At 69.1% G+C, this 17,971-nt stretch carries 12 protein-coding genes and 2 pseudogenes; 6 read left to right on the forward strand and 8 right to left on the reverse strand.

Annotated features, from left to right (window positions below; all coding sequences use genetic code 11):
- Positions 1-463 precede the first annotated feature (463 nt).
- From IG84_RS37825 to IG84_RS0109935, 3 genes and pseudogenes are all read right to left on the reverse strand, one after another.
- Positions 464-1,502 (reverse strand): annotated as a pseudogene (locus IG84_RS37825) (NAD(P)-dependent alcohol dehydrogenase).
- A gap of 53 nt (positions 1,503-1,555) precedes the next feature.
- Positions 1,556-2,494, reverse strand: a complete 939-nt coding sequence (locus IG84_RS0109930) for a PQQ-dependent sugar dehydrogenase (RefSeq protein WP_245659295.1) — start codon at positions 2,492-2,494, stop codon at positions 1,556-1,558.
- 256 nt (positions 2,495-2,750) lie between these two features.
- Entirely contained in the window at positions 2,751-3,416 is a 666-nt protein-coding gene (locus tag IG84_RS0109935; RefSeq protein WP_031054014.1) for an SDR family NAD(P)-dependent oxidoreductase, read from the reverse strand.
- Between the two features lie 267 nt (positions 3,417-3,683).
- Here IG84_RS0109935 and IG84_RS0109940 point away from each other — a divergent pair, with 267 nt between their 5' ends.
- Entirely contained in the window at positions 3,684-4,883 is a 1,200-nt protein-coding gene (locus tag IG84_RS0109940; protein ID WP_031054019.1) for an MFS transporter, read from the forward strand.
- A 78-nt stretch (positions 4,884-4,961) separates the two neighbouring features.
- Here IG84_RS0109940 and IG84_RS0109945 read toward each other — a convergent pair whose 3' ends face one another.
- On the reverse strand, positions 4,962-5,846 hold the full coding sequence (locus IG84_RS0109945; RefSeq protein WP_031054020.1) for a helix-turn-helix transcriptional regulator: 885 nt from the start codon (positions 5,844-5,846) through the stop codon (positions 4,962-4,964).
- A 244-nt stretch (positions 5,847-6,090) separates the two neighbouring features.
- Here IG84_RS0109945 and IG84_RS0109950 point away from each other — a divergent pair, with 244 nt between their 5' ends.
- From IG84_RS0109950 to IG84_RS0109970, 5 genes are all read left to right on the forward strand, one after another.
- Positions 6,091-7,416 carry an MFS transporter gene (locus IG84_RS0109950; RefSeq protein ID WP_031054022.1) on the forward strand — a complete coding sequence of 442 codons (1,326 nt, stop codon included), beginning with the start codon at positions 6,091-6,093 and terminating at the stop codon, positions 7,414-7,416.
- 73 nt (positions 7,417-7,489) lie between these two features.
- A complete protein-coding gene (locus tag IG84_RS0109955; RefSeq protein WP_078648728.1) occupies positions 7,490-10,033 on the forward strand; it encodes a beta-glucosidase family protein in 2,544 nt (847 codons plus the stop codon).
- Between the two features lie 353 nt (positions 10,034-10,386).
- Complete coding sequence (locus IG84_RS0109960) at positions 10,387-11,403, forward strand: zinc-dependent alcohol dehydrogenase family protein (protein ID WP_031054027.1); 1,017 nt, start codon at positions 10,387-10,389, stop codon at positions 11,401-11,403.
- Positions 11,404-11,508: 105 nt separating this feature from the next.
- Entirely contained in the window at positions 11,509-12,276 is a 768-nt protein-coding gene (locus IG84_RS0109965; protein ID WP_031054028.1) for an SDR family oxidoreductase, read from the forward strand.
- A gap of 111 nt (positions 12,277-12,387) precedes the next feature.
- On the forward strand, positions 12,388-13,152 hold the full coding sequence (locus IG84_RS0109970; RefSeq protein WP_031054029.1) for an SDR family NAD(P)-dependent oxidoreductase: 765 nt from the start codon (positions 12,388-12,390) through the stop codon (positions 13,150-13,152).
- A 218-nt stretch (positions 13,153-13,370) separates the two neighbouring features.
- On the opposite strand, the gene IG84_RS0109975 is transcribed toward IG84_RS0109970, so the two are convergent.
- The 4 genes and pseudogenes from IG84_RS0109975 to IG84_RS37830 all read right to left on the reverse strand — a co-directional run bounded on the left by IG84_RS0109975 (position 13,371) and on the right by IG84_RS37830 (position 17,958).
- Positions 13,371-14,060: an N-acetylmuramoyl-L-alanine amidase gene (locus IG84_RS0109975; protein WP_031054032.1), complete on the reverse strand. Its 690-nt coding sequence runs from the start codon at positions 14,058-14,060 to the stop codon at positions 13,371-13,373.
- Between the two features lie 233 nt (positions 14,061-14,293).
- The gene (locus tag IG84_RS0109985; protein WP_031054034.1) at positions 14,294-14,761 is read right to left on the reverse strand and encodes a PPOX class F420-dependent oxidoreductase; all 468 of its coding nucleotides are present in this window, start codon (positions 14,759-14,761) and stop codon (positions 14,294-14,296) included.
- Between the two features lie 190 nt (positions 14,762-14,951).
- Positions 14,952-16,154, reverse strand: coding sequence for a MarP family serine protease (locus tag IG84_RS0109990; protein ID WP_031054035.1), 1,203 nt, complete (start codon positions 16,152-16,154; stop codon positions 14,952-14,954).
- A gap of 324 nt (positions 16,155-16,478) precedes the next feature.
- Positions 16,479-17,958 (reverse strand): annotated as a pseudogene (locus IG84_RS37830) (SulP family inorganic anion transporter).
- Between the last annotated feature and the right edge of the window lie 13 nt (positions 17,959-17,971).

Below are 17,971 nucleotides of genomic sequence, written 5' to 3' on the forward strand. Positions count from 1 at the left end.
GCATCCAGGTCGTGCTCGGCACCACCCAGCCCCAGCGCGTCACCGACGCCGCCGCCGGCTCGGACATCCCGCTCTCCCGCAGCGAGTGGTACGGGCTCATCCAGGCCGCCGGCCACAACGTCCCCTGATCCCGCGTCCCGTGCGCGACCTCAACCACGAAGAGGAGGTCGGGGACCTGCCCCACAAGCTGTCCACCAAGGACGCCCCGACGGGGGCCGCGTGTCACCTATTCCGCCCCGGCAGCAGGACTGCGAGGTCCGCGAGGTCGGCATTCCAGGGGAGCTGGCTGTAGCTGGTGCTGCCCGGTTCCCTACCGACAACCACTGGCCGGTCCACTGAGGCCCTTGGCGATCCCGCCCCGTGCCTGGACCACCGTATTGCCCCCGTCCCTCCGACTGCTGCTGGAGGGACGGGGCAATGTGTCGAACAGGACGGCGAAGCCTGCCGATTCAGCTGACCGCCTTCAGCTCGCCAACGTCGAGTTGTCGACCACGAACCGATATCGCACATCCGAGGCGAGGACCCGGTCCCATGCCTCGTTGACCTGGTCGGCGCGGATGATCTCGACGTCCGGTGCGATGCCGTGCTCCGCGCAGAAGTCGAGCATCTCCTGGGTCTCGGCGATGCCCCGATCTTCGAGCCGGCGAAGGAGCGCCCGTTCTCGAAGAGGGTGAACAGCGTCACCGGGACCGGCTCCGGCGGCGCTCCCACGCTGACGATCGTTCCGCGGAAGGCCAGCAGCCTGAGGTAGCTGTCCAGGTCGAGCGGGGCGCTGACGGTGTTGACGATGAGGTCGAAAGTGTTCGCCAGGTTCTCGAACGTGGCCGGGTCACTCGTCGCGTAGTAGTGATCCGCGCCGAGGCGCAGCGCGTCGTCCTTCTTGTTCATGCTGCGTGACAGGACGGTGACCTCCGCGCCGAGCGCGTGGGCGAGCCGGACGGCCATGTGGCCGAGTCCGCCGAGCCCCATGACGGCGACCTTCTTGCCTGGTCCGGCGTTCCAGCGGCGCAGCGGCGAGTAGGCGGTGATTCCGGCGCACAGCAGCGGCGCGGCCTTCTCGAAGGGGATCGCCTCAGGGATACGCAGCACGAAGCGCTCGTCGACGACGACGTGGGTGGAGTACCCGCCCTGTGTGACACTGCCGTCGCGGTCGACGCCGTTGTACGTGTCGGTGAACCCGTTCAGGCAGTACTGCTCGTATCCGGCTCGGCAGTTGGTGCACTCCCGGCACGAGTCGACCATGCAGCCCACCCCGACCCGGTCACCGAGCTTGTGCCGGGTGACCTCGGAGCCGACCTGGGTAACGACCCCGGCGATCTCGTGACCGACCGTGAGCGGGTACGGGACCTCGCCCCCCGGACGGTATGGATGTCGGAGTGGCAGATGCCCGCCCAGGAGATGTCGATGAGCACGTCCTTCGGGCCGACCGGGCGCCGTTCGACCGTCCCGGGTACAAGCGGCCCCGTGGCGGACGTGGTGATATAGGCATCTCCGCGTGACATGAGTTCCTGACGTGAAACGGATGCCGTGCTGCGGCATCGGTGAGCTTGCCGTGTCAGTCGTCGACGCGGATGCCGAGGACACGGTCGTCGTCGGGGCCGGGGTCTCCCCGGCCGTCGGTGTTGTTGGTGAGCACCCAGAGCGAGCCGTCCGGCGCGGGCACGACGTCCCGGAGCCGCCCGTGCCGGCCGGCGAGGAGCTCGGTCGATGTCCCCGGGTCCGACAGCGGAACCTCCCGAAGCCGCTCCCCGCGCAGGTTCGCCACGTACAGGGCGTCTCCGACGACGGCGATGCCGCTGGGGCTGGCGTTCGCGGGAGCCCACTGCTGCACGGGGTCGATGAACTCGTCCTCCCCCGCGATGCCTTCGACCCTGGGCCAGCCGTAGTTGCCGCCCGGCTCGATGACGTTGAGTTCGTCCCAGGTGTCCTGCCCGAACTCCGAGGCGTACATGGTGCCGTCGTCGGCCCAGGCGATGCCCTGCGGGTTGCGGTGGCCGTAGCTCCAGGTCAGGGACGCACGGAAGGGGTTGTCGTCCGGTACCCGGCCTTCGGGGGTCATGCGGAGGATCTTCCCAGAGAGTGCGCGCCGGTCCTGGGCGCGGTCTCCGTCGCCGGCGTCACCAGCGGTCGCGTACAGCATTCCGTCCGGGCCGAAGGCGATGCGTCCGCCGTTGTGGTAGCTCGCCGCGGGAATCCCTCCGAGGATCTCCTCGGGCGGCCCCAGGCGCAGTGATCCCGCCCGGCCTTCGATTGCGTACCGCTCAATGCGGTTCTCGTCGATGGCGGTGAAGTACGCGTAGAGGTGGTCGTCGCGCACGGCGAGCCCCAGGAGTCCGCCTTCGCCCATGGCCCGGGCCCCGGCGATCGTGCCGACCTCGCGGCTGTCGCCGTCGCGGCCCAGCTCCAGGACTCTGCCCGAGTCGCGCTCGCTGACCAGCGGGACATCGCCGTGGAACGCGATCGACCACGGCGCTTGGAGTCCCTCGGCGACCACTCGAGGTTTCTCAACTCCGGGCTCTGCCGAGGCACTTCGACTCGACGAGGATGGCGGTCCGCCCTCGGTACCGCTTACACACGAGGTCACCGAGACGGTCACGACGAGGGCACCGAAGAGAAGCCCGAACCGCCGCCTGACACCGAACAGTCGGGCTGCCCGCCTCCGGGGGCGGACGCCCCTCGAGGGAGTGTCCCCCGTCGTCAAAGACCGCGGACAGCCTGTTACTGGTCGATGCGCCGGTGACCGCACGGTGTCAGTCCGTTCCAGCGCCGACGGTCGTACGGAACGGTCCTCGCTCGGCGTGGATCGCCCACAGCCGGTCCGCCAACGCTTCGGGGGCATAGAGCGGATCGCCGCCCCCGATGGCGCCAGGGATGATCAGCTGTCCGACGTGGATGTTCCGCTCGGCAAGGGCGTCATGCAGCATCTGCCCGTACGCGGACTCGCCGGCGAAGGCGACCGAGGTTCCCGCCACGTTACCGTTGGGACGCGCCGCACTCGCCCCGTTGACCAGCAGGATCGTGCCGCGTCCCTGCTCCGTCATGCCTGGCAGCACCTGCCGCACCGCGGTGGCCGGTCCGAGGATGGAGAACTCGGCGGCAGCGGCGAGGTCGTCGGCCGCCGTCTCCAGGACGGGACGCAGGAAGTCCCGGCGCGGGACCGGGCTGTACTGCAGCACGTCGATCGGGCCGAGATCCTCGGTGGCCGCTGCGAGCGCAGCACCGAGGCCGGCCCGGTCCTGTACGTCGGCCGCATAGCCGCGCGCCTCGATGCCCTCGGCGGAGAGGCCGGCGGCGAGCCGCTCGACGTTCTCCTTGGTGCGCGAGATCAGCGCGACAGAGAATCCTTCGCGGCCGAAACGTCGGGCCACGGCGGCACCGAGTCCCGGACCAGCACCAATGATGGCGATCGTCGTCATGACATCCCTCCTGGCCAGCGGCAGGGCTGCAGTGCATGGCTCTCTTGCGTGGGTCGGGGGCGACCAGGGGCGGCCACAGTCCACTCAGGTCTCCCACGCTAGGCAGCGATCTCTCACGCCGGGAGTCCCTCTCAGTACCCCCCTCGACCGGGACTCCCTTCGTCACAGAAAGACTGATGTCCTGTACAAGCAGACGGCCGCCGTCGCCACGGACGTTCCCGGCCTCTCCTTCCGCTTCGCTGATCAGAAAGTTTTTCTCCCCCCGCCATGACGACCGTCATAAGCCCGAGTCAGACCACACCCACGATTCCCCGAACACGCCTGCCGCTGGTGATCTACGTGCTGGCCGCAGGCACCTTCCTCATGGGAACGACAGAGTTCGTCGTCGCGGGCATCCTTCCGGAGATCGCCCACGACCTGGACATCTCCATGGCGAGTGCGGGCTTGGTGATCACCGTGTTTGCAATCGGCATGATCGTCGGCACCCCGTTGATGGCCATCCTCACCCTCAAATTCGCCAGGCGCCTGACACTCAGCCTCTCGCTGCTCGTCTTCACCGTTGGCCACGTCATCGTCGCGCTGACCTCGAACTATGCACTGATCCTCGGCGCCCGCTTCCTCACCGCCTTGGCGACGGGCGCCTTCTGGGCTGTCGCAGCTGTTGTGGCCGCCAAGGCCGCGGGACCTGCGGCGAGCTCTCGCGCGCTGGGCATCGTGCTGGGCGGCGGGATGCTCGCCAACGTGCTCGGTGTCCCGCTCGGAGCCTTCGCCGGGCAGATCGTCGGCTGGCGCGGCCCGTTCTGGGCGCTCGCCGCCCTGGCCACGCTCGGCGCCCTCGTGGTCTACCGCCAGGTGGCCCCGGACCCGACATCCAGCCCGCTGCCCTCCGTGCGCGCCGAGCTGGCCAGTCTGCGGGACGGCCGCGTCTGGCTCGCCCTGGCCTGCTGCGCCATCGTCTGCGGCTCCTCGCTGGCCGCGTACAGCTTTATCTCGCCGCTCCTGGTCACCAACACCGGCCTGCCCACCTCCGCGGTGCCGCTCGTCCTGGTCGCCTACGGGGTCGGTGCGCTGATCGGCTCCTACCTCGGCGGACACCTCGGTGCCCACCGGCCGTACCGAGTTCTGTTCACCTGTGCCGCGATGACGTTCCTGGTGCTCGGCGCGCTGGCGCTGTTCTCCCACAACGCCATCGTGACCGTCATCCTCGTGGCACTGCTCGGCCTGTTCGGGATGGCCACCAACCCGATCCTCATCGGCAAGGCCGTCGGCTACGCCGACCAGGCACCCACACTCGCGTCCGCGCTCAGCACCTCCGCGTTCAACTTCGGCACGGCGGTGGGCTCGTGGATCGCCGGTTTCGCCCTTGAATCCGCACTCGGCGCGACCGGCCCCGTCATGGTCGGCACGGCCATCGCCGCCCTCTACTTCCTCCCGCTCACGGTCCTCTTCGCCCGCGACCGTCGCTGAGCGCACCGAACCGCCAGCGACACGGAAGAGGGGCGGGGCCGCTATGGCGGTCCCGCCCCTCCTTCGTGTTGTTCAGCGCTACGTACGGTGCCGCTGCTCCGGCGACGCCGTCTCGAACTCGCCCGCAGCCCAGGAGGAGAGCAGGCGCAACCGCTCCTCGGACGCAGAGCCCGGCTCCGCGCTGTAGATCGTCAGGGTCAGGCCGGGCTCGGCGGCCATTTCCAGGCCCTCGAATGCCAGTGTCATCTCGCCCACGACAGGGTGCCGGAAGGTCTTGAAGCCGGTGCCGTGGTGGCGGACGTTGTGCGCACCCCAGCGACGGCGGAACTCCTCGCTGCGTGTGCCGAGCTCGCCGATCAGATCATGCAGCTCTTTGTTGTGCGGATCCCGGCCGGCCTCGGCCCGCAGGATGGAGATCGTGACCTCCGCGAAAGCGTCCCAGTCCGGGTAGAACTCGCGCGCCCGGTCGTCCAGGAAGACATGCCGGGCGATGTTCGGCGGCTGGTCGGGCATGTCGTACAGCTCCATGTAGAACGCCCGCGCGAGCTGGTTCACCGCGAGGAGATCCATACGGCCATTACGTACAAACGCAGGCCCTGCGATGACGGCGTCCAGCGCCCATTGCAGGCTCTCGTGCGGGGTCCAGCCCTTTGCACTGCGCCGTCGCGGCGGCCTGGCGACCGGGCTCGCGGCGTGCGCGAGGTCGAAGAGATGGGCTCGCTCGGCGTCGTCCAGGCGCAGCGCCTTGGCAAGCGCGTCGAGCACTTCCGGGGACGCTCCGCTGATTGCGCCGCGCTCCAGGCGGGTGTAGTACTCCACACTCACCCCGGCGAGCGCGGCGACCTCGCTGCGCCGCAGGCCGCTGACCCGCCGGTTCGTTCCGGCCGGCAGTCCGACGTCTTCGGGCGAGACTCTGGCACGTCTGGAAGTGAGGAACTCGCGGACCTCTGCACGGTTATCCACGCTTTCCACGATAGCCCGCGCAAACGGCTCCGAAGGAGACCCTCGCGGTACCCCCCTCCCCAGGGACTCCCCGTGGAATTCCCGACGTGGTCATCTGCATGTCAGCGGCCTGCTACCGCCTCCGCGAGGCATCCACCTTCTTCGCCCGCGATCCCGCTCTTCTCTCCCCCTTCTCTTCGCCGCTTCCCCGCCGCCGGCGCCTGGTCACAGCCGCTGCGGTCGCCACCGGACCCCGGAGACAATGATGTCCACTACTTCGACGAGCAAGGCCCCCGAGGACCCGCCCACGGTCGAGGCGTCCTCCCAACCGGCCGCGCAGCTCCCAGGAGAGTCGCCGCAGCCGAAGCGCGTCCTCTTCATCTCCGCGTTGGCCTTCGGTCAACTGGGCCTGTTCATCGCCCTGTTCGCACCGATCATGATCGGCATGTCGGTCAAGGCAGGTGAGCTGGCGCAGAGCGACACGGAGCTCACCACCATCGTGGGGAACGTGCTCGGGTACGGCGCGATCGGCGCCTTCCTCGGCAACTCGATCTTCGGTCGCCTCTCGGACCGGTCACGCTCGCGCTTCGGGATGCGCCGCCCGTACATGATCAGCGGTGTCGCGATCATGGTAGTGGCGTTCTTCCTGATCGCCGTGGCCTCGAACGTCTGGATGCTCGCGGCCGCCTGGTTCGTCGCCCAGTTCGGCGCGAACGCGGCGTACGGCCCGTTCACCGCGACGCTGGCCGATCAGCTGCCGGAGAAGCAGTACGCCCGGGTCTCCGCAGTGCTCGGCATCATGCAGAACATCGCGATCTTCCTCGCGACGTGGATCTCTTCGCTGCTGTCGACGAACACGCTCGCCATGTTCATGGCGCCTGCCCTTGTCGGTGCCCTGGCGATCGTGATGTACGCACTGGTGCTGCCGGACAAGGTGCAGCGGCACGGGGAACCGGAGCCGTTCCGTCTCGGCGTGCTGCTCCGCACCTTCTGGGTCAACCCCATCAAGCACCCCGACTTCGGCTTCGCCTGGCTGTCGCGGCTCTTCGTGATCACCGCCAACATGCTGTTCGTCACCTTCCGGTTCCCCTACGTGATGAACCGGCTCGACGTTCCCAGGGCCGACGTGCCGGGCATCGTCTCCCAGGGCGTGCTGTGGTACACGATCTCCCTGATCATCAGCGGCTTCGCTGCGGGCTGGCTGTCGGACCGCCTCGGGCGGCGCAAGGTGTTCGTGTTCGCATCAAGCGCGATCTTCGCGATCGGCACGTACCTGCTGCTGCACATCGACACGGTCGAGCAGTTCTACCTGGTGGAGGCGCTCATCGGCGTCGGCTACGGCATCTACATGGCCATCGACCTCGCCCTGGTCCTGCAGATCCTCCCGAACCCGGAGGATCGCGGGAAGGACCTCGGCGTCTTCAACATCGCCAACGCGCTGCCCTCCTCGTTCGCCCCGTTCATCGGCGCGGGCCTGCTCACCGTAGCGACCACCGCCGGGGCCCCGAACTACGACCTGCTGCTCACCACGGCCGCACTGGCAGCTCTGGCCGGCGCCTGCGCCATCCTCCCGATCAAGAAGGTGCGGTGAGCGGAGAACGCCCTCCCCCGCCGTCGGCGGCTGCACTGCGCCCCGAACACTCCACGCCTGAAAGAACGCCTCGATGAACGCCCCTTTCAATGACTCGACGATCACCACGGACGACACCGATGAGACCGTCCTCCCCGACTCGCTCGTACGGCAGCTGCCGCTGATCGCCCGCCTCTCACTGGAGGAGAAGGTCCGCCTGCTCACCGGGGAGACGGCCTTCACCCTCCCCGGCGCCGACTCCATCGGACTGGCACCCATGGCATTCTCCGACGGCCCCACGGGCGTACGGGGACTGAAGTTCGCCGGCGGCGAGCCAGTGGCGCTCTTCCCCAACGCGACGTTGATCTCCGGCTCCTGGGACGACGACATCGCCCGGGAGGTGGGCGAGATGCTCTCCGACGAGGCGCGCCGCCAGGACATCCATGTCGTCCTGGGGCCGACCGTCAACCTGCACCGTTCGCCCCTGGGTGGCCGTCTCTTCGAGGCGTACTCCGAGGATCCGTATCTGACCGGCCGTACCGCTTCCGCGTACGTGTCCGGGATGCAGGCGCGGGGGACGGCCGCCTGTCTCAAGCATCTCGTCGCGAACGAGTCGGAGACACTGCGCAACTTCGTCGACTCCCGGGTCACGGAGCGGACGCTCCGCGAGGTGTATCTGCTGCCGTTCGAGATGGCGGCGGAGGACGCCGGGGCCTGGTCGATGATGGCGGCGTACAACGACATCAACGGCGTCACCGCCACCGAGCACCGCGAGATCCAGCAGGACATCGTCAAGCGCGAGTGGGGCTGGGACGGGCTCATCATGAGCGACTGGTTCGCCGTCAAGCGCACCGTCGCTTCCGCGAACGGCGGCCTGGATCTCGTCATGCCCGGACCTGACGGCCCCTGGGGCGACCTGCTCGTCGCCGCCGTCCGCCGGGGCGAGGTGCCCGAGGCAACGGTCGACGAACACCTCGCGCGCCTGCTTCTCCTCGCCGAGCGCACCGGCGCCCTGAACGCGGTCACGGCTGGCGAGGGGCCCTGGCCCGCACCCGACTCGGACCTGCGCCGCGAACAACTGCGCCGGATCGCGACCCGGGGCATGGTCCTGGTCAAGAACAACGAGAATGTCCTCCCACTGGATGCCCCGGACGCGCTCGCGCTCTTCGGGCGGCACGCGTACGAGACGCAGGGGATGGGCGGCGGCTCCGCACAGGTCAACCCACCTCACCTCACCAGCATCGCCGACGCGCTCACGGCCCGGCTGGGCGACCGTCTGACCGTCGTGGACGGTGTGGACGTGCGCACACGGCCGGTGCCCGCCGATCCCACGTTCGTCAGCGACCCGGTCACCGGGGAACCCGGGGTGCGCGTCACCTACCTCGCCGCCGACGGCTCCGAGCTCCTCAGCCGGCACGAGGACGGCACCACGATCACCATCGGCTGGGACGACGACTTCACCGAGGAACCCGCCGCCGTGACGTTCACCGCGCGGCTGAACAACCAGGAAGGACCTGTACGGCTCGGCGGGATCGCGGCCGGAACCTGGACCGTGTCGGCCGAGACCGGTGCCGTCCAGCGCCACGAGCTGCCCATCACCGGGTACGACCCCGCCGAGGCGATGCTGCGCCCGCCCTCCTGCGTGGCGGCCTTCAACCTTCCCGCCCATGCGCTCGTCACGGCACGGCTCGACATCGCCGGTGTCGACTGGGCGGCGATGTTCGCGGCGAACCCGGCCCTGGACATCGCGGAGGAGAGCCATCTGCTCGCCACGGGCTCCTTCGGGTCCGTCGCCCTCGTGGCCGAGCAGCGGACCACCACCGACGACGAGGCGCTGGCTGACGCGGAACGTGCGGCGCGGGCGGCCGACACGGCGGTGGTCGTCGTGGGCCTTACCGAGGAGGACGAGACCGAGGCCGTCGACAAGTCCACCCTTGCCCTGCCCGGCCGGCAGGACGAGCTGGTGCGCCGCGTGGCTGCTGCCGCCGAGCACACGGTCGTGGTGGTCAACGCTGCGACGCCGATCCTCATGCCGTGGCTCGACGACGTCGACGCCGTGCTCGTCGCGGGGCTGCCGGGGCAGGAGGCGGGCGATGCGGTCGCCGACGTTCTCACGGGCCGGGCCGAGCCCACCGGCCGCCTCGTCACGAGCTATCCCCGCGCCGACGGTCAGACCCCCGCGTGGGCCGTCACCCCGGGCGAGGACCTCGCCGTCCGCTACACCGAAGGTCCCTCGATCGGGTATCGCGGCCACCACGCCAGTACCGCACCCGAGCCGCTGTTCTGGTTCGGGCAGGGCCTCGGCTACGGCTCGTGGGACTACGTCGGCGCCACCTTGGTCTCGGGCGGCCGTGCCCCGGTCGTCCAGGTCGAGCTCGCCAATACCGGGTCGCGTACGTCGCGCGAGACCGTTCAGGTGTACTTCCAGCCGGTCGACGCGGCCCACCCGGTACGCCTCGTCGGCTACACGGGCGTTCTCGTGGAGCCCGGAGCGACGGCGAAGGTCGAGGTCGCCTGCGACAGCCGTCTTCTCCGCTGCTGGGACGAGGACGGTCGGGCGTGGAGGCCGCTCGGCGCCGGTGAGCTGCTCGTCGCACGCGGTCTGGGCGATGTGCGGGCGCGGATCCACCTGCCGTAGGCGGAGGAACGGGCCCCCGAGCTGTCGGCCTCACGGAGGCCCGCAGCTCGGCCACCCCTCAGCCGTACTGCTGTGGACCGGTCCGAGGGGACGAGATCCCGTTCAGCGATCCACGAGGCGAGTGCGCGCACCACGTGTCGACCGTACGTAGCACACGCGGCGGGAGGGGGGCCCTGGCAGTACACCCCCTGCTGGTAACTCGCTGCCCACGCGGAATCACGGTTACCTGGAAGAGTTGGCATCTCCCGGGACGGGCGTTACGGCGTCACGGACCGCGGGGGCCGATCGAGTACGACGAAGGCACCAGCGGCGTCAGCATGTGCGGCCCGCTTCAGCACGTAAGGAAACCCCGCATGCGCGGAGCAGTGATCCACGCCCCCGGCGACGTCCGCTTCGAGACCCTCGAGGACCCGAGAATCCTGACGCCGACCGACGCGATCATCCGCACCACGGTCACGTGTGTGTGCGGCTCAGACCTGTGGCCGTACCGCGGCCTGGAGCCGATCGGGGCCCCACACCCGATGGGGCACGAGTACGTCGGCGTCGTCGAGGAGGTCGGCAGCGAGGTCACCAACGTCAAGCCGGGGCAGTTCGTCGTCGGTTCCTTCGCCACCTCGGACAACACCTGCGCCAACTGCCGCAACGGCTACCAGTCCAGCTGTCTGCACCGCGAGTTCATGTCCACCTGCCAGGCCGAGTACGTTCGAATCCCCAACGCCCACGGCACCCTCGTCGCCACCGACGGGCACCCGGCCGATGAGTTCCTGCCCGGCCTGCTCGCCGTGTCCGACGTGATGGGCACGGGCTGGTGGGCCGCCGAAGCCGCCGAGGTCAAGCCGGGTTCAACGGCCGTGGTCGTCGGTGACGGCGCGGTCGGGCTGTGTGGTGTCATTGCTGCGAAGGAGTTCGGCGCAGAGCGGATCATCGCCATGTCGCGGCACGAGCCCCGGCAGAAGCTCGCCCTGGAGTTCGGCGCCACGGACATCGTCACCGAACGCGGCGAGGAGGGCGTGGCCCGTATCAACGAGCTGACCGGCGGGATCGGCGCGGACTCGGTCCTGGAGTGCGTCGGCACCGCGCAGGCCATGCAGCAGGCGCTGCGCTCGGCCCGGCCCGGCGGGAACGTCGGTTTCGTCGGCGTCCCGCACGAGGTGGCGGTCGACGGCCAGGAGCTGTTCTTCTCGCACGTCGGCCTGCGCGGCGGACCCGCCCCCGTACGCCGCTACCTGCCCGACCTGATCGACCGCGTCCTGACCGGCCGCATCGATCCCGGCAAGGTCTTCGACCTCACCCTGCCGCTGGACCAGGTCGCCGAGGGCTACCAGGCGATGGACGAACGCCGCGCCGTCAAGACCCTTCTCAAGCCCTGACCGACCGCTGCACCGACCACTGCCACCGGCGCCGCGCCGAGCAGCGGGCACCCGGTGGCAGGGAGCCAGTTCAACCACCCGATCGAGAAAGCGAAGTGACAGAACGTGACTGCACGGCAGTTCGAACGCAAGGTCGTGTTCATCTCCGGTGCCAGTAGCGGCATCGGCCGCGCAACGGCCGTCGCGTTCGCCAAGGAGGGCGCCAACGTGGTCGTCACCGGCATCGACGCGGAGGGCAACACGGAGACAGCACGGCAGGTCACCGAGCATGGCGGACGGGCCCTGACGCTGAAGTGCGACGCCACACGCTCCGCGGACATCGCAGCCGCCCTGGAACAGACGATCGAGGAATTCGGCCGACTCGACATCGCCTTCAACAACGCCGGCGTCGAGCAACCGCCCGCGCCCCTCGCGGACATCGAAGAAGCCGAGTTCGACCGCCTCCTCGACGTCGACCTGCGCAGCGTATTCCTGTGCATGAAGCAGCAGATTCCGCTGATGCTGAGGTCCGGCGGCGGCGCCATTGTCAACACCTCCTCGGGCGCGGGTGTGATCGGTTTCCGTGGCCAGGCCGCCTACGCGGCGGCCAAGCACGCGGTCATCGGCCTGACGAAGTCCGCGGCACTGGACTACGCCGCGGACAGGATCCGGATCAACGCGATCTGCCCTGGCATCATCGAGACCCCGATGATGAGCCGCTTCTCGGGCGGCACGCCGGAAGGCCGCGCACGCGTGATCGCCCAGGAGCCGGTCGGGCGCATGGGGCGCCCAGAGGAGATCGCTTCCGCGGTGCTGTGGCTGTGCTCGGACCTGGGTGCGTTCACCACCGGGCACGCGATGGTCGTCGACGGCGGGCAGACGGTCGGTCTGTGACCTCTGCGACCTTGTGGCCACTGTGCTCATGACACAGGCGCGCCACCGGCTGCGACGGTGGCGCGCCTGTCTCCCCTTCAGGCCATCACGAACGAAGGACAGCAACTCTCCATGGTGCAGTGCGACTTCACGGGTCAGGTCGCGTTCATCACGGGCGCCAGCGCAGGTATGGGCGCGGCTACGGCCCGAGCCTTCGCCGAAGCAGGAGCCGCGGTCGCGCTCGCGGACGTCAACCGTGACGCCGTGGTCCGATTCGCCGACGAGCTGACGAGCAAGGGCCTCCGCGCACTGGCGATCGAGTGTGACGTGGCGAACGAACAGCAGGTCGCGGATGCCGTCGCCGCGACGGTCGAGGCGTTCGGCCGCCTCGACATGGCCTTCAACAACGCCGGAATCATGATCCCGCCCGCCGGCGCCGCGGAGGAGTCCGCTCAAGCCTTCGACTCGGTCGTCGCGGTGAACCTCCGCGGTGTCTGGGCGTCGATGAAGCACGAGCTGGCGCAGATGCGCCGACAGGGCTCCGGCGCGATCGTGAACTGCTCATCACTCGGCGGACTTGTCGGCGGCAGCGAACGCGCGTCGTACCACGCGACCAAGCACGGGGTACTCGGCCAGACCAAGAGCGTCGCCCTCGAGTACGCACCGCTCGGAGTACGCGTGAACGCAGTCTGCCCCGGCACGATCGCCACGCCGATGGTCGACCGCATGAGCGCCGCGGGCGAGCTCGACGTGGACGCCACGCTCTCTGTGACACCGATGGCCCGGCTCGGCGATCCGGAGGAGATCGCGGCCGCGGTGCTGTGGCTGTGCAGCGATGCCGCCAGTTACGTCACCGGAGTGGCGCTTCCCGTCGATGGGGGCTTCACGGCACGCTGAGCGGAGCCTCGCTGCTCCTGCCGGCCTCGGAGGTCCTGCCCGTGCGGACGGACCGGCGGGGCCGGCAGCTTCGTTTTCGGGCCTTCTCCCCGGTGCCCGGCGTGGGCCCACTCGCCGCCGGGGCCAGCGGCGAGTGGGTATCCGTACAACGCTCTCATGCGCCCAGCCCTCCCGTACGGTCGCCGCCGACGACGACGCCGTACGCGAAGGGGCGCTGTTCAGGCCGTGGTGCGGCCGCCCTGTGCAGCGCGGACCAGCTGCAGATAGCGGTCCCAGTCCCAGTGTCGGCCGGGGTCGGTGTGGTCCGCGCCGGGGACTTCGTTGTGGCCGACGATGTGCTCGCGGTCGATGGGAATGTCGTGGCGGTCTGCGATATCGGCGGCCAGTCGTGCCGAAGCCTCGTAGGCGGTGTCGGTGAACCAGCGCTGCGGGTCGTCGACATACCCCTCGTGCTCGATACCGATGCTGCGTTCATTCCACTCCCTGTTGCCCGCGTGATACGCGACATCGGCCTCGCGGACGGTCTGAGCTATATGGCCGTCGGAGGCACGGACCACGTAGTGAGCGGCGGCCTGGTGTGCGGGGTTGCGGAAGGCACGGGTGGCGTCGATGAACCGCGACTGGGTGACGTGGACGACGATGCGGTCGACGGAATAGTCATCGGGGCGGTCGGCCGTGCGGTAGTTGGCGGACGAGGCAGCGATCCACTCGGCGGCCGCCGTGTCCACCACGCCGGGTCTGTTGTCGCTGACCTGGCCGGGTCCGCGCATACCGACAGCGCCGCCGTCACCGCCGACGGTGACGGCGACTGCGGTGATGCCGAGCGCACCGGCCAGGGCGGCGCCCGCGAGGAGCACGCTGCGCGGTCGGCGGGCCGCGCGGTCCGTTCTCTTGCTCGTGGCAGCCACGGTACGGGAGTTGGGTTCGGACTCGGATTCGGGATGTCGATTCACAGGGTTGTTTCGTCCGGTGTGAGAGATCGAGGTGACGCGGGAAGTGGGCGATGGCGGGAAGGAGCACCGTCGAGCAGGCAGCGGAGGTCAGGGAGACCCGGCGCAGACAGCGAGCTTCATGGTGACGATGACGCCCACGGCGGTCAGGGCGCGAACGAGCATGAGGCCCGAGATGCGTGTCACGGTGTTCAGTCCTCCGCCAGCCGAGCCGGGAAGCCACCCGTAGCGACCGGACCCCACCGCTCCGGCGTGATGCGGATGATCGACTTGCCCTGCTTGAGCATCGCCGCGCGGTACTCGTCCCAGTCGGGGTGTTCACCGGAGATGTTGCGGAAGTACTCCACGAGCGGTTCCACCGAGTCCGGCACATCGAGCACCTCGGCCGAGCCGTCGACCTGCACCCAAGGGCCGTTGAAGTCGTCGCTGAGCACGATGACGCTGACTCGGGGGTCACGCTTGGCGTTACGGGTCTTCGCCCGCTCGGGGTAGGAGGAAACGACGATGCGACCAGAATCGTCTAGCCCGCACGTGAGCGGGGAGCCCTGCGGACTTCCGTCGGAACGCCTGGTGAGCAGGATCGCGCGGTGCCTGGGCCGAACGAAGTCCAGCAATTCGTCGAGGTCGACGCGAGTGTTCGTTGCGATACTGCGTGCCACAGTAAGGGTCTCCTTGAATTTCATGGCGGGCGAGCAGGGGGGCTCGCTTCATTTAGCCCGATGGGGAACGGCACTGAATATCAGGACGATTTTCCAGAATTCTTCACGGCGTCGACCGTGCCGAGAGAGCAGCACCGTCACGCCATCTTTTCTTGGTTCAGGTGGGGAATTTCCCTCTCGGAATTCTCTCCTACTCTGCCGGCCTTGTGCCTGTGTCGACGGGCTCCGTGGCAGCCGCTCCGTCTACGGCGATGTCTCGCAGCTGGTCGGCCGTGAGCGCATAGCCGGTGTCCCCGTCGCCGGCGGAGCGGGCGAAGACCATGCCGTAGACCTGTCCGTCGGTGCCGAGGAGCGGACCGCCCGAGTTACCGGGGCGGATGGTGGAACGGACTTGGTAGACGTCCCGGGTCACGGGTGATTCACCGCGGATGTCCAGGCCGGTGGCGTGCATCCGGGTGGCCACGGTGGCCGCCCGCAAGTCGAGGCCCCCGTTCTCGGGATAGCCGGCGACCACGGCGGCAGTGCCGCGCGCAGCACCGGTATCGGCGAACGAGAGTTCAGGCGCGTTGAGGCCAGGCACCCGAAGCACTGCCGCATCGGCCGCCGGGTGGTAGCTGACCACGCTGGCCGCGAGCCGCTGCCCGACACCTGCGACCTGCACGTACGGGCTGTCGACACCGGCGACGACGTGAGCGTTGGTCATCACCAGTCCGTCGCCGAAGACGAAGCCGCTGCCTTCGGAAGTGCTCATGGTGCCTTCTATCGAGCCGGTCACCTTCACCGTGCTCTGCTCGGCGGCACGGGCGACGTCGGCGGTGACCGTGTCACCGGAGGGCTCGGGCACACCGGTGGCGGGCTCGTTCTGGAACGGGTTGAGGACCTGCGGGAAGCCCGCGTCGGTGAGGGCTCCTGAGGCGTGGCCCATCCAGGTGGAGGTCTGCGCGGGCAGACGGTCGGCCAGGACGTTCATCGTGGCCAACTCGCGTATCCGGTCCTGGAGCTCGGAGGAGGCATATGGGGAACCGAGAGCGGCGTTGCCCGCGATCCAGACGACGCCGATCAGAGCGGCCGCTCCAACGAGCGCGCCGCCCGCGCCGTCGGCGCAGCGCAGTGGCCCGCGGGCGAGGAAGCGGCCGCGCAGCCACAGCCCGGGCCGGTGGGCCAAGGCCGCGCCGAGAGCCGCCGGAAGCAGGACGGTCACGAGGGCGACAACGGCCACCGATGTTGCGGAGTCCCCTACTTCGCCGAGAATCCAGGGCAGTAGGGCGAGGCCGAGCAGGGCGCCCGCCGCAGTGAACACAAATGCGACCAGAGAAGCCGCGAACCCACGTCGCCAGCCCGAAGCAGCGAAGAGGACCACCGTCAGCAAGATGGTGAAGTCGAGCATTGCCATCGAAGAACCTTTCTCATCCGGATTTCGAAGAGACCGGTAATCGAGAGAACGCCAAGAAAGCCACATCGGTTCCGACACGTGAGGTATGCCACTCGAATCCAGAAAGGACGGGAAGGCCGAAGGAACTGCGTACGGACGTACGGAATTCCCAGCGGGCGTTCCAGAAATCCGCCCCTCGGGACGACATCCGGCAGGGACCATGAGCAATCCGCAAATACTCCACAGCTGGACCAGAGCGGTTCCACGGCCCGCGGGCCTGTGGCCGAGAGACTCGATGTCTCGGCCACAGGCCCGGGGCACGAGGACCGCCGGCGCACGGGTGGTTCAGCCGACTGCGGACTTCACCTCCAGGGGTTCGGTCATCTCGACCGGCTCTGTCCCGGGGCCGGCGTGCCGCGCTGCCCAGTCCTCGAGGGCCGCCCGGCACGCGTGGTCCAGGTGGGACAGGCCGGACAGGTCCAGGCCGATGGGCCTGCCCTGGGGCAGCGACTCCAGACGGTCGAGCATCTTCGGCAGCCGCAGGAAGCTCGCGTTGCCCGTCAGATAGGCATGGATGGGGCCTGAGCCCTTGTCGATGACCTCGATCCTGACGTTCGAGGCATCCCAAGCCGCCTTGACCACGGACAGAGCCAAGCCGATCAGGACGCCCTCGAACATGTTCACCGCGACGATGGAAACCGCCGTGACGACCAGGATGAGCGCCTCCCCGCGGTGCTCGCGCCACAGCGTCGCGATCGCGCAGGGGAATCAGCTTCCAGCCGGCGTGGATGAGGATGCCGGCGAGGGTGGGCAGCGGGATCAGTGCCAGAGTGGACGGCAGCAGCGCAGCGAAGAGCAGCAGCCACACGCCGTGCAGGACTCGGGATGCCTTGGTCTTCGCCCCTGCCTGGACGTTGGTGGCGCTGCGTACGATCACCGCGGTCATCGGCAGCGCCCCGAGCCCGCCGCACACCACGTTGCCCGCGCCTTGAGCCATCAGCTCCTTGTCGTAGTCGGTCTTCGGGCCGTCGTGCAGCCGGTCAACGGCCGCCGCACTGAACAGGCTCTCCGCGGAGGCGATCAGGGTGAAGGCCAAGACCGTACCCAGGACGCTTACGCTCGCTAGCTCACCGAAGGCGTCGAGCCCGGGCACCTGGATGGCGCCGACAAGGCCCTGCACCTCGACCGTCGCGACCGGCAGGCTGAAGGCCAGGGAAGCGAGCGTGGCGAGGACGACCGCGGCGAGCGCGCCCGGCACGGCCGGAACGCGCTTCGGCATGCGCTTCCAGAGCGTCATGACAGCGATGGTTCCGGCACCGATCGCGAGCGAGGCGAGGGCCTGGGTACTCCCGGCGGCGTCGGCCAGCGCCCCCGGCAGCCCGGCCAGCTTGCCGAGGCCGGAGGCCGGTGCGTCCATGCCGGCTGCCGCGTAGAGCTGACCCGCGATGATCACGAGCCCGATGCCGGCGAGCATGCCCTCGACCACGGAGACGGAGATGGCGCGGAACCAGCGTCCCCACCTCAGTGCCCCCATGGCGAGTTGGAGCAGCCCGGCGGCCAGCACGATCACGCCGAGCCCGGGCAGGCCGAATTCCCGTACGGCTTCGAAGACCAGCACGGTCAACCCGGCCGCCGGACCTGAGACCTGGAGGCTGCTGCCACGCAGTACACCCGTGACGAGACCGCCCACGATGCCGGTGATCAGGCCCAGCTCGGCAGGAACACCCGACGCCACGGCGACACCCACACACAGGGGCAGGGCGACCAGAAAGACGACGAGGGAGGCGGCAAAGTCCTGCCGCAGGTGAGGCAACTTCGACGAGATGTCCACGATGACC

Origin of the sequence: Streptomyces ochraceiscleroticus (genome assembly GCF_000720485.1) — a bacterium.
Classification (GTDB): domain Bacteria; phylum Actinomycetota; class Actinomycetes; order Streptomycetales; family Streptomycetaceae; genus Streptomyces; species Streptomyces ochraceiscleroticus.